Source organism: Terriglobales bacterium (assembly GCA_035691485.1).
Classification (GTDB): Bacteria; Acidobacteriota; Terriglobia; order Terriglobales; family Acidobacteriaceae; genus JAIQGF01.
On record DASSIZ010000084.1, the window covers coordinates 1 to 12,649 of the forward strand.

Here is a 12,649-nt window from a genome sequence, read left to right on the forward strand (position 1 = left end):
ACGCGCTGCATGGTTTCCAGGTCCGGCTCAGCATACATCTTGGACATGAAGTGTTTTTTCTCTTCCCCGACCCCATGCTCTCCGGTGATCGAGCCGCCTTCGGCTACGCACAATTCCAGGATCCTTCCCGACAGCTTCTCCGCCTCTTTCTCCTGCCCCGGAATGCGGCTGTCGTAGAGCACCAGGGGATGCAGGTTTCCGTCCCCGGCGTGGAACACATTGGCAACTTTGAGGCCGGTTTCTTCGCTCATTCGCTCGATCGCGCTCATTACCCGCGGCAACGACGTGCGCGGAATCACGCCGTCCTGCACCATGTAGCTCTGAGCGATGCGCCCCATGGCGGCAAACGCGGCCTTGCGCCCCCTCCAAACCGCCGCCCGCTCGGCTTCGGTCTTCGCGATTCGAATCTCCCACGCGCCGCAACCCGTGCAAATCTCGCTGACATGTTCGATCAGGTATTGCACCTCGGCAGCCGGGCCATCGAGTTCGACCAGCAGCAGCCCGCCACAGTCGGGATAATTAGCGTGCACCGACGCTTCGGCCGCCTGGATTGAGAGCCGGTCCATCATCTCGATAGCCGCCGGCAACATGCCCGCCGCAATCACTCCGCTTACCGCCGCTCCAGCCTCGTTGGTAGTGTTAAAAGCGGCGAGCAGAGTCTGAACCGACTCGGGCTTCTTCACGATCCGCAAAATCACCTTAGTCACTACTCCCAGCGTTCCTTCCGATCCGACGAACACTCCCGGCAAATCGTACCCGGGTACGTCCAGAGTCTTCCCGCCGAGATGAACCACGGTCGCATCCGGCAGCACCACTTCCACTCCCAGCACATGCGTGGTGGTGAAGCCGTATTTGAGGCAGTGCGCGCCGCCGGAGTTTTCGGCCACGTTCCCGCCGATGCTGCAGGCGCACTGCGAGGACGGGTCCGGCGCGTAGAAAAATCCATGTGGCGCAACCCGTTCCGTGATCCAGGCATTGACCACGCCCGGTTCCACGACGATGCGCTGGTTGACGTAGTCGACCTCCAGGATTTTATTGAGCCGCGCCAGGCTGATGACAATGCCGTTTTTCACCGGCAACGCGCCGCCGCTCAGACCGGTACCCGAGCCGCGCGCCACAAAAGGAATCTTTTCGCGGTGGCAAATGCTTACGATCGACTGCACCTGCGCGGCGGATGTCGGAAGCAGCACCGCTTCGGGCATGACGCGGAAATTCGTCAGCCCGTCGCATTCATAGGTGCGCAGCTCGTCGGCCTTCGTAATCAGGGCGCCGCTGCCGACGGCCGACCGGAATTCCTGGATGATGCGAGCTTCCACAAGCGGCCCCCACACTCAGCTGATTCTACTCGCTTGACTTCCAGAGCGCTCAGCGCGCTCGCCCCGAGATGAGTAGGCCCCGGCGCGTTTGCCGGGGCCAGCCGATCTGGCCCTCGAACCTCCAGCGGGACTCCTTACTTGGCCGGGGGCGTCGGGATCATCCACGGAAATACGTAGGCCTGGAGAATGCAGATCAGGCCGATGGCGGCTGCAAGTACGATCGAGTGCCAAAATACCTTGCGGAAGATGGGCCCTAAGGCGTGGGAACGCTCATAAGGATCATCGTAGCAGGCGGCACAGGCGACCATGATGGACTGTGCGTCAATCATCTTACCCATGACCCCACCTGTCGAGTTGGTGGCGACGATAAGAATCTCATTCAAGTGAAGCTGTTGTGCCGTGATCCTTTGCAGGCTCCCGAACAGCGCATTGGAAGCGGTATCCGAACCGGTCAGGAAGACGCCCAGCCAGCCCAGGTATGCGGCGAAGAATGGATAGAGGGGACCCGCCAAGGTGAAGGCCAGTCCAAGAACCGCGTCAGTGCCGGAGTAACGGGTCAAAAAGCCCAAGCCTAGAACCTGCCCGATCACCAGCACAGGGGTCTTCATGCGGCGAAGCGTGCGGGTTGTCGCTTCCCCCCATTGTGCCGCGCTCAACCCCAAGACTAAACCGGTGAGGATGGCGGCAACAAAGACGCCGGTACCGGCTGCGGACAGCCAGTTGATGGCAAACACAGCAGCCTCTGGCTTCGCATTAACCGGCGCCACCGGAGGCATTCGCTCCACCAGGCCATGAAGCGCCGGCATCTGCCAGGTCGGCAGGGAGAGGGTGCCGCCCAAGGCTGAACCTAACAGTGTGGTGTGGATCTTGACCGCCTTAAAGATGCCATTGAGGTAGGCCTTCCATGCCGGCATACCCCAGATCGCGCAACAGGCGATCAGGATTGTCCACGGCGCCCAGGCGTACGCGGTCTGGCCGGCGGTGTACGGATAGGACCATTCCTCCTGGGCCGGTTGCGGGGCGGTTGCTTCGCCGGAGGGCCCACCGCGCACACCAGTGGATGCTTCAGCCATTGCCTTCCGCTCCGACCGCAACAGGAAACGCGTCTTCGGATGCCAGACGAAGCGCAGGAACAGCGCGGTGCAGATCACAGAAAACACGCCTGCCACCACGTCCGTCATGAGGTGAAGGGCATTGGTCTGCGACGCAATAAACTGCATGATCGCGAAGGATGCCCCGGAACAGAGCGTGGCCGGCCACACTTCCCAGGCGTCTCTCCATTTGCCGCCCTGCATGAGAACGAACGTCGTCACCAGCCAAAAGGGAATGAGGATGGAAACGAAGGGAAGTTGGCGCCCGGCCATGGCAGAAAGGGTGAGCTGATCGAGGCCGCTGACGGCGGCCAAAGTCACGATCGGGGTGCCGATCGCACCGTAGGCAACCGGGGCGGTGTTGGCGAGCAGGTTCAGCACGGCCGCGTCGAACGGCGAGAAGCCAAGACCCACCATCACCGCGCCGGCGATGGCCACCGGTGTCCCGAAGCCGGAGGTACCCTCGATGATCGCGCCGAAAGAAAAGGCGATCAGCAGCACTTGCAGCCGCCGGTCGAACGAAATGTGGATGATCGATTCCTTAACGATCTCGAACTTGCCCGTGATCACAGTCATCGTGTACAGGAACATGGCCGCCAGGATGATCCAGATGATGCCCAGAAATCCGGCGAGCCCACCATAGGCGAAGGCCGAGATTGCCGATTTAAAGGGCATGCCGAAGGCCAGGCAGGAGACGAGGAATGCGGCCACCACACCGAAGAAGGCGGCCCACGGTGCGCTAATGCCGAGGTGGCGTCCGCCCTGCTTATCGCGATGGGGATGAAGGGCGATGAAATACAGCAGTGTCAGGATCGGGATTGCCGCGATGAACGTGGAAAGCGCGACATTGCCGAAGGGATTGTAATTTTGATGGTACATCGTTGCTGGAGGATTATCCGCGGCAAAAAGCGGAGATGCCGCAAAGACCAAGCCCAGTGAGGTCATGCACCTTCTCATTGATTCCCACCTTTCCGCCGAAGAACGTGGCGGCACGATCAGTGTCCCGGTGGTTCTGGTAAAGCCTCGCCCCTGACTAAAGACAGCTTTCTGTGCCGGGTGGTATATGCTGGTACGCCCTGTTTTGTCAAGCGACACGTGAGCTTGGCCGGCTGAAGTTGCCCAATCGGCGCGGCTTTTCCGCCTAGGGGGATACAACGGCGCCGAGCTGAGTTAGAATGCCGCGGCCCAACATGTCATCAGTGACACAATCCGCCACCATGTCGCTGGTGGATGCCTTCGAGAGAGCAGCGACGGCCACCGCTGCCACGGTCGAGCGTGTCGCCCGCACTTCCGATCAGATCGCCGCGGCTGTCGCCCGCGTCGCTCCCGCCGGGCCATTGGCGGTCGCCGTTCCCCTTGATTTACCTGCGGATTTGTTTGACGCCTGCCGCCGGCTTCCCGGCGCATTCGATGCCCGCAGCCGCAAGGCGATGGACGATTGCGTGGTCGGCATCACCGACGCATTTGCCGGGGTCGCGCACAGCGGCTCCATTTGCGTCTGCATTGATCACGACCATGCCGGGTTTGTCAGTTTGCTCTCTCGTTTTCACATTGCCGTGCTGCCGGCGGAGAACATCGTCCAGCGGCCCGGCGATCTATTCCGCCTCGACCGTCTCAACGGTGACGGCTTGCGGCGAAACTTTGTCTTCATCACCGGGCCCAGCGCCACCGCCGACATGGGACCGCTGGTCCGCGGTGTTCACGGACCGCATCGCCTGCACATCATCGTGGTATAGCCATGGCCACAGCTGCCCAAGCTCCGGAATCTCCGCGTGCCGTTGCGAACAAAAGCTCCAAGCGCCGCCTGCTCGCTGCCATCAAAATGGCGTTGCGTATCGAGAGCCCTGCCGTCCGCCATAACACCCAGACCTTTAACCGCAACCGCTACGTTGCCACCGCTGCGCTGCCCGACTACAACCAGCTGAAGGACCGTACGCGCGCCATCAAGGAACGCGCGATTGCCAACCTCCCAGAACTCCTCGCCACGCTGGAAGCCAGCGTCAAGCGGAATGGCGGACATTTTTACCTGGCGAAAGACGCTCACGACGCCACCCATTACATCGCCAACATCTGTGAGCAGGCCGCGGTCCGCCTGGTGGTGAAAGGGAAGAGCATGACCTCGGAGGAGGTCGGCCTAAACCATGTTCTGCAGGCGCGGGGCATTGAAGTGGCGGAAACAGACCTGGCCGAGTTCATCCTCCAAGTGGCCGACGAGCAGCCCTCGCACATCATTGCGCCCGCCATTCACTACAGCCGCGAACGCATCACCACGCTGTTTAAGAGCCGCTTTAACACTGACCTCCCACTCGATACTGGCGAGGAGCTTACGCGTTTCGCCCGTGAGCACCTGCGGCAGAAATTCCTGGCTGCCGACGCCGGCATCTCCGGCGCTAACTTGATTGCCGCCGACAGCGGAAGCATCGCCTTGGTCGAGAGCGAAGGCAACATCCGCATGACCTCGCTGCTTCCGGCGTTGCACATTGCGATCGCGGGTGTCGAGAAAGTGCTGCCGTCGCGCGCCGATTTTGCGCCCTTTCTCGAACTGCTAGCTGCCAGTGGTACCGGCCAGAAACTTTCCTCGTACACCAGCATCATCACGCCGCCGCTGAATGCCGCGCCCGTGCTCACCAATGACGGATCCACCCCCCGTCGCGAGTTTCACCTCGTTCTGGTAGACAACGGGCGCATGAAGATGCGCCAGGATCCCGTGCTCAGCGAGGCCCTGTATTGCATTCGCTGCAGCGCCTGCCTGAATTCCTGCGCGAATTTTCAGACTGTCGGGGGCCATGCCTTCGGCGGCGAAACCTACTCCGGAGGTATCGGCGGTTCCTGGGAGGCGGGCACGCGCGCGCTGGAGGCGGCCCGCTTCAGCGAACTCTGTACCGGCTGCTCGCGCTGTGTTCCCCAGTGTCCGGTGCGCATCGACATACCGTTCCTCAACTCCACGTTGCGGCAGCGCCTGAACCGGCGCGATGCCAGTCCGGTGGCGCAGCTTTTCTCGACCGCGCTGTTGGAAGGTCACGAAGTCGCGCCGCTGCAGAAACTTTTTTTCGGGCGCTACGATGCGTTCGGTAAGTGGGGTTCACTGTTCGCGCCGCTGTCTAACTGGATGAGCGCTCTCCCAGGCGCACGAGCGCTCATGGAGAAGGTTGTCGGGCTCGACCTCCGCCGCGACCTTCCTCCGTTCGCCAAGCCCACGCTGGTGGAAGCCGCCAAGACGAACGCCACGCGCATACCGGCTCCGAAAGCCAAGGCGGTTCTGTTCGCCGACATCTTCACCAACTACGGCTTGCCCTCTCGCGGACTTGCCACCTTAAAGGTGTTTCAGTCGCTCGGCATCGATGTTGTTGTCAGTGAGACTTGTCCCGATGGGCGCGCTGCCATCTCGCAGGGAATGATCGTAACCGCCGCCCGGCAGGCGCGCCGCACGGCTGAACTCCTGCGCACTTACATCGAGGAAGGCCGCGATGTCGTGGTCATTGAACCCAGCGTACTGGCCATGTTCCGTCTCGATAATCGCCGGCTGCTGACCGATGTCGGAGGCGCACTCCTTTACCAGCTTCTCCGCGACCACAGCTTCGACGCCGTCGAATACCTTTGGAACTTTATCCGGGACAACGGCCTCGATGCCGGGAAGCTATTTCCCGCAACGGGTCACCCGCTCGGAACGCGGCTCTTCTATCACAGTCATTGCCAGCAGAAGACGGTCGGCAGCGCTCCCGCCACGGAAGCTATGCTGCGGGCCGCCGGCTTCGACGTCGTCATTTCCCGCGTCGAGTGCTGCGGCATGGCCGGCAGCTTCGGCTATAAGAAGGACTATTACGATCTCAGCATGGCGGTAGGCCAGGACCTCTTCAAGCAAGTTGCCGAAGCCGAAGCCGATGGTCCCCGGGTGCTGGTGGCTACCGGTACCTCGTGTCACGAGCAACTCGCATCAGGACTCAAACGTCAGGTGTTCTATCCGACCGAACTGCTCGCCGCTCTGCTCCCCCAGCTTGACGGCTGAAATCAGTGCCGAAACGGTAATCGGGAATTGAAAACCGCTAACCGGCAGCCTTCCAAACGCTTGCGGCTTTCCCTTCGGCGGAATATGATGCGCGACTGCACCTGTTCCGCGGCCCACTTTTGTGTGGTTACTTCCGAATTGACAGGAGAAGGAGACGTGAACACTCGCCAGATTCGATCGCTCTCCGTTGCCGTTGCCGGCTGTATTCTCTTCACCGCTACCTTGGTTTCCACAGCGTGGAGCCAGACTGAAATCAAGGTGGGCGTCATCTTCTCCATCACCGGTCGTGAAGCCAAGCCCGGCCAGTATCAAAAGGAAGGCGTCGAGCTTGCCATCAAACAGATCAACGATCAGGGCGGCGTGTTCGTGAAGAGCCTCAAGAAAAAGCTGCCCATCAAGGAGATCTTCTACGACGACGGCTCCGATCAAGCCAAGTCGGCCTCACTTTGCGAGCGCGCCATGAGCTCCGACCAGGTGACCGCGGTTGTTGGCCCCTATTCCAGCGCCATCGGCGAGGCAGAATCGGTCATGCCCGATCGCTACAAGACGCCCTGGATCACACCGGGCGCCGCCGCCTCCACCATCTTCGCCAAGGGTTACAAGTACACCTTTGGTAATCTCAGCCCGGTCAACCTGCTCGGCGAAACCACCGGTGAGTACCTAAAGTCGCTGGTGGATGCCGGCAAGCTGAAAAAGGGATTGAAGATCGCTATCGCGGTGGAAAACAGCGACCATGGCGTGGACTATGCCAATGGCATCCAGGACTGGGTTAAGAAAAATCCGAGCTACTTCACGGTTGTTTTCAACGAAAAGTTCGATCTCGGATCGCCCGACTTCTCCGCCCTCCTGCAAAAGGTGAAGAACGCACACGCCGACATCTTCCTCTCCGACGCCCACCTGCAGGACTACATCACCATGCAGCGCCAGTACCTGCAAGGCGGCATGTACCACGAGATGGTCAGCTACGGCGCCCGCGCGGCCGAGACGGACGCCCGCAAGGCGCTGGGTGACGGCATCAACTACATCTTTGCCGGAATCTGGTGGTCGAAAGACCTGCCTTACCCGCAGGTGAAAAAGTTCAACCAGGATTACAAGCAGTTCACCGGGCACGACCCGGATTCCTATTATCCCGCCACCGCCTACGATGCGGTGCGCATCGTGGCGCAAGCCATCGAGAAGGCCGGTTCGCTCAACAAGGACGCCATCCGTGACCAGCTTCACAAGATTGAGTTCAAGGACGCCCTGACTCCTGGGCAGGTGGTGAAGTTCGCCGCCAATGGCCAAGCCCATCTGCCCTATGTCATTGTTCAGGCCAAGCCCGGTGGCAAGGTGGACATCGTGTTTCCAAAGGACGCGGCCACGGGCGAATCCGTAGCCCCCATGCCAAAGAGATAACCATGGACCTGGCTGATTTTGCCAACCTGCTGGTGGCAGCGGTGCTGCTGGCGGGCATCTACGCGGTGATGTCGGTCGGCATGACCGTCATCTATGGTGTCATGAAGATCGTGAACCTCGCTCATGCGGGGTTCATGATGCTGGGCGCCTATTTCGCGATGGAGCTGTTCGACCGTTTCCACCTCGATCCCATCTTGGCCGCGCTGGCCGTGTTTCCCATCATGGTGATCGTGGGCATCTTCATACACTGGTTGCTGGTGCGCTGGCTGCCACGTTCCGACCAGCCGACCCTGCCCTCGCTGTTGCTGATGTTTGGCCTCTGGCTCGTACTCCAGAACCTCGGCTATCTGATTTGGGGCAATACTGACCGGTCCATTTTTACTCCCCGCACGCTCGATGTAATCCACCTCGGCCCCATCATCATTCCGACGATTCGCCTCTACGTTTTCGGCGCCGCCGCCGGGTGTGTGCTGCTGCTGGAAATGCTGCTCAACTGGACATGGTTCGGTCGCGCACTGCGGGCGCTGGTTCAGAATCGCTATGCCGGGCAGATTGTCGGGGTCAACGACCAGAAGGTCGCGGGCTTAACCTTCGGCATTGGCATTGGGTTCGCCGGACTTGCCGGCGCGCTGCTGGCCAGTTTGTATTCCTTTAATCCCGACTTCGGCCGGCCCTTCCTGATCCGCGCCTTCGTCATCATCGTGCTCGGCGGGTTGGAATCCGTTGGTGGTGTCGCGATTGGCGCACTCGTGCTGTCTCTGGTGGAAAGTCTCAGCATCATCTGGCTTCCTGCCGGCTACCAGCTTGCCATTTCTTTCGGGCTGCTCGTGGTCGTGTTGCTTGTCCTTCCCGGGGGCATCGCTAGTTTGCTCGGGAGAATCCGGCGGCTCGCATGAAATCAACACGCCGCTTGTGGCAACTGCTGCCGCCGTTGTTGCTCCTCGCCGTCCTGGCGTTTCTTCCGGCGTTTGGACTCCAGGCCAACGCTCTCCGTCTCCTGTTCGTTTCGTTCGTCTGGATCACGGCCAGTGTGGGGTGGAATCTCCTGGGCGGTTATGCCGGACAGGTCTCGTTTGGCTTCGCGGTGTTTTACGGCATCGGCGCCTACACAACAGCCATGCTGATCGATGGCATCCATCTACACCCATACGTCGCCATTCTTTGCGCGGGGGTAACGGCCGCGATCGCGTCCGTGCTGATCGGACTGCCGACATTCCGTCTGCGCGGCCCTTATTTCGCTATTGCTACCATCGGGGTCAGCGAAACCGTGCGAGTGGTGGCCACCAACCTCGATTTCACCGGCGGCGCCAGCGGCTACCGGATTGCCGAAACCCGCATCTTCAACCAGTCTGAGCATTACTACTCGGCGCTGGTGCTGGCCTCCGCCGCGATCGGCATTTCGTACTGGATCGCCCACAACAAGTTCGGGCTTGGCCTGGGCGCCATCAAGGATGATGAGGATGCCGCCGCCGATTCCGGCGTCAATCCTTTCATCTACAAGCTCAAGGCCCACGCCGTCGCCGCTGCGCTCACCGGGATGGCTGGCGGTATGTTTGCCCGCTATGCCGCGTTCATTCATCCCAACGGCGTCTTTGCTTTTCAAACCAGCGTTCAGATCCTGCTTATGCCCGTCATCGGCGGGCTGGGCACGGTGTGGGGGCCGGTCATCGGCGGCGGTGTCGTCGGCATTATTGAAGAAGAGATTGTTGCCCGCTTTCCCCAGGCTCACCTGCTCCTCTATGGGGGGCTGCTGATCGTGATCGTGCTGGTCGAGCCGGGGGGAATTCTGGGCGCGCTGCGCAATCTCACTGGCAGGGTCAGGAGGATCCGTGACCGCCGAGCAGACAAACAGACAGCCAATACTCCAGGCAAATCATCTGACGAAGTTCTTTGGGGGGTTGGCAGCGGTCCGGGACGTTAGTTTTGAAGTCCGCCGCGGACAGATCTTCGGCTTCATCGGCCCCAACGGCGCCGGCAAAACCACGCTGTTCAACATGATTGCCGGCACCTACAAGCCGACCACCGGCCAGGTGCTATGCCGCGGCAAGGACGTGACCGGGCTGCGCCCGTTCCATCTGGTGCAGGAAGGCATTGCGCGCACCCACCAGATCGTGCGCCCGTTCCGCAACATGACCGTGCTGCAAAACGTGCAGGTCGGCGCATCTTTCGGCCGTCAATCCCCCGGCCACAAACTTCCGCCCGAAGTCGCCATGGACGTGCTGCGCTCGGTCGGCCTGCATGATCAGGCCGCGACTCCGGCTTATACGCTGTCGGTCGGCAATCAGAAAAAGCTGGAAGTGGCGCGCGCCTTGGCCACCAGGCCCGAAATCCTTCTCTGCGACGAAATCTGCGGCGGCCTCACCCACGCAGAGACTGCGTCCATGCTCGACCTGCTCCGCCAGATTCGCGCCGACGGAACCACCATCATGTATGTGGAGCACGACGTCAAAGCGATTACCAGTGTGTGCGACCGCATTCTCGTGCTCAACTACGGCGAGAAACTGGCCGAAGGAACGGCCGAGCAGATCCAATTGGATCCCGCAGTGATCGAAGCCTATCTCGGCTCTGCCCCGAAAGGCTGGGACAATGCCTGACCCGCCGGCCAATGATGTCATGCTTTCGGTCGAGCACCTTGCCGCCGGCTACGGCGCGGTGCAGGTATTGTGGGACGTGTCACTCTCGGTGCCGCGCGGCCAGATCGTTACCGTGATCGGTTCCAATGGCGCCGGCAAAACTACTACCCTGAATACGATTATCGGGGTCATCAAAAGCAAGGGCGGTCGCCTCCTTTTCAAGGGCGAGGACATTACCCAGCTGCTAACGCACGAGCGCGTCAAGCGGCACATCGGCCTCGTCCCGGAAGGTCGCCAGCTTTGGCCGCGCATGACGGTCCAGGACAACCTGCGCATGGGCGCTTATCCCCGGAATCTGCGCAAGGGCGCCGACCAAAGCCTGGTTCGCGTGTACGATCTATTTCCCCGCCTCAAGGAGCGCCGCCATCAACTGGCCGGGACCTTGTCAGGCGGCGAACAGCAGATGTGCGCCATTGGCCGCGGGCTCATGGCCGAACCCGAACTGCTCCTGCTCGATGAGCCTTCGCTTGGCCTGGCTCCCAAACTGGTGGACGAAATCTTCGGACATGTCGAACAGATCCGTAAAGAAGGGGTCACCATTCTTCTGGTCGCGCAGAACGTCAGCTATGCGCTGCAGATGTCGGAGACCGCCTATCTCATGGAAACGGGCCGCATCACCCTATCGGGTTCCAGTAAATCACTGATCAACAATAAGTACGTTCGCGACGCCTACGTCGGCAAAACCTAAAGGCTAGCGCTGAGTGGCGAACGGGTGCTTTGGGATCAGCCAGCGTCAATCGGCAATCGATATTCGGAAATGCTCTTCCAGCATTCTGCCGCCACCAACCACCAGCGCCTGCCGCCCGACTCATGCGTTCCTAAGGATCGACAACCCGGATTAGTCCTTTCGGGTCACGATACTTTCCTGCCTCTACTCAGTAAATCTTCTTAGAAATCCTAGGGCCCCGCACCGATTCGCGCAGGTTGCTGCTCAGCTTACTCTCAATCCCGCGCACCACCATTTTCAGCAAGCGGAGGTTTCCTTTTGCGAACCGTTTCGACCCTCTGCACGACCCTCTTGGCTCTATTTGTGCTGCTCGGCGCTGCGCCAACTTCGTCCGCATCGGTCACGGTGAACGTGACTTCCCCAACCAACGTCGGCACCTCGTTCACCCTCCAAGCCAGCGCCAGCTCTTCAAGTATTGTTACCGGGTGGATGGTTTATGTGGACGGCAACGATGCCTGGACAACTCCCGGTCCGACCTCAAGCATTTCGGCGCCGCTCAACGTCAGCGCGGGCTCTCATGCCGTGGCCGTTCGCGCTTGGGATAGCACCGGCGCATTCGGCACGGCCTACGTCACCCTCAACGCGTCCGCCTCCAACCCGACCCCGAGCAGCGGCGGCGTTACGGTAAGCGTTCAGTCGCCGGGCAACGGCTCGACCCCGGCCAGCCCCGTGACATTCCAGGCCAGCGCCACCAGCCCCAACGGAATCGCCGGCTGGGTCATCTACGTAGACAACAACAACGCTTACCAGGTCGACAACTACTCAAACTCGCTGTCCGCTTCGGTCGCCATGGCGGGCGGCAATCACACCGTGTACATCCGGGCCTGGGACCGGGTCAGTGGTTTCGGCACCTCACCCTCCTTGAGTATCAACGTCAACGGCAACAGCAGCTCTTCCACGTCCGGGTCTTCGGTGAGCAGCAGCGCTCTGCCCACCCCACCTTCGAGCGCCAATGTCTTCTCAGATATCGATCAATCCACGAGCAACTGGTCCTCGTGCAGCGACTGTGCCGGTGGCACCCTCACCAGCAATTACTGGAAAGCCTTCTGGCAATCATCCCCCTCCATGGACGGGGCCAGCCTTCAGTTCTACAACGGCGGCGGGTCTTGGGCCGATGTTCTCTGGATCAAGAAGCTCGGCCAGCAGGATTGGGCTAGCAATTTTCTCTGGGACTTCTACGTCTATTACGACTCCACCACCGCGGCCAATCTCTGGTCCGCCGAGTTTGACTTATGGCAGTCCGTCGGCGGCTATGAATACATGATCGGCACGCAATGCGCCTTTGGCGACGGCGTGTGGGATACCTGGAACCAGAGTGCCGGCCGCTGGGTCCAGACCTCGATCCCGTGTTCTCGTTTCTCTCCAGGCTCTTGGCACCATATCCAGTGGTACATGCAGCGGCTCAGCGGCAACCGCTATAAATATGTAACGCTGGTCGTGGACGGTAAGGCCTACGACGTCAACCAGACTTACTATGCCAA

Annotated in this window: 10 protein-coding genes; 8 read left to right on the forward strand and 2 right to left on the reverse strand. The window is 60.7% G+C overall.

What is annotated here, in order from left to right; genetic code table 11:
* Together VFI82_11630 and VFI82_11635 are read right to left on the reverse strand one after the other, a co-directional pair.
* Positions 1-1,316 (reverse strand): FAD-linked oxidase C-terminal domain-containing protein (locus VFI82_11630; GenBank protein ID HET7185327.1); only part of this gene is annotated, 1,316 nt, incomplete at its 3' end.
* A 134-nt stretch (positions 1,317-1,450) separates the two neighbouring features.
* Complete coding sequence (locus VFI82_11635; protein ID HET7185328.1) at positions 1,451-3,352, reverse strand: lactate permease LctP family transporter; 1,902 nt, start codon at positions 3,350-3,352, stop codon at positions 1,451-1,453.
* Between the two features lie 245 nt (positions 3,353-3,597).
* Between VFI82_11635 and VFI82_11640 the strand changes: the two genes are divergently transcribed.
* The 8 genes from VFI82_11640 to VFI82_11675 all read left to right on the forward strand — a co-directional run.
* Positions 3,598-4,143 (forward strand): LUD domain-containing protein, encoded by a 546-nt coding sequence (locus VFI82_11640; protein ID HET7185329.1) that lies wholly within the window; start codon positions 3,598-3,600, stop codon positions 4,141-4,143.
* 2 nt (positions 4,144-4,145) lie between these two features.
* Positions 4,146-6,413, forward strand: a complete 2,268-nt coding sequence (locus tag VFI82_11645) for an LUD domain-containing protein (protein ID HET7185330.1) — start codon at positions 4,146-4,148, stop codon at positions 6,411-6,413.
* 156 nt (positions 6,414-6,569) lie between these two features.
* On the forward strand, positions 6,570-7,808 hold the full coding sequence (locus VFI82_11650) for an amino acid ABC transporter substrate-binding protein (GenBank protein ID HET7185331.1): 1,239 nt from the start codon (positions 6,570-6,572) through the stop codon (positions 7,806-7,808).
* Positions 7,809-7,810: 2 nt separating this feature from the next.
* Positions 7,811-8,704: a branched-chain amino acid ABC transporter permease gene (locus VFI82_11655; protein HET7185332.1), complete on the forward strand. Its 894-nt coding sequence runs from the start codon at positions 7,811-7,813 to the stop codon at positions 8,702-8,704.
* On the forward strand, positions 8,701-9,729 hold the full coding sequence (locus VFI82_11660; GenBank protein HET7185333.1) for a branched-chain amino acid ABC transporter permease: 1,029 nt from the start codon (positions 8,701-8,703) through the stop codon (positions 9,727-9,729). The genes VFI82_11655 and VFI82_11660 overlap by 4 nt, the downstream gene beginning before the upstream one ends.
* Positions 9,707-10,402, forward strand: coding sequence for an ABC transporter ATP-binding protein (locus VFI82_11665; GenBank protein HET7185334.1), 696 nt, complete (start codon positions 9,707-9,709; stop codon positions 10,400-10,402). The genes VFI82_11660 and VFI82_11665 overlap by 23 nt, the downstream gene beginning before the upstream one ends.
* On the forward strand, positions 10,395-11,129 hold the full coding sequence (locus VFI82_11670) for an ABC transporter ATP-binding protein (protein HET7185335.1): 735 nt from the start codon (positions 10,395-10,397) through the stop codon (positions 11,127-11,129). Before VFI82_11665 ends, VFI82_11670 begins: the two co-directional genes overlap by 8 nt.
* Positions 11,130-11,426: 297 nt before the next feature.
* On the forward strand, positions 11,427-12,649 hold a 1,223-nt coding region (locus VFI82_11675), incomplete at its 3' end, for an Ig-like domain-containing protein (GenBank protein HET7185336.1).

Excerpts from the sequence above, each read along its gene's own strand:
- VFI82_11635 (HET7185328.1), bottom strand. The coding sequence starts at position 3,352 with ATGACCTCACTGGGCTTGGTCTTTGCGGCATCTCCGCTTTTTGCCGCG.
- VFI82_11640 (HET7185329.1), top strand. The coding sequence starts at position 3,598 with ATGTCATCAGTGACACAATCCGCCACCATGTCGCTGGTGGATGCCTTC.
- VFI82_11645 (HET7185330.1), top strand. The coding sequence starts at position 4,146 with ATGGCCACAGCTGCCCAAGCTCCGGAATCTCCGCGTGCCGTTGCGAAC.
- VFI82_11655 (HET7185332.1), top strand. The coding sequence starts at position 7,811 with ATGGACCTGGCTGATTTTGCCAACCTGCTGGTGGCAGCGGTGCTGCTG.
- VFI82_11660 (HET7185333.1), top strand. The coding sequence starts at position 8,701 with ATGAAATCAACACGCCGCTTGTGGCAACTGCTGCCGCCGTTGTTGCTC.
- VFI82_11670 (HET7185335.1), top strand. The coding sequence starts at position 10,395 with ATGCCTGACCCGCCGGCCAATGATGTCATGCTTTCGGTCGAGCACCTT.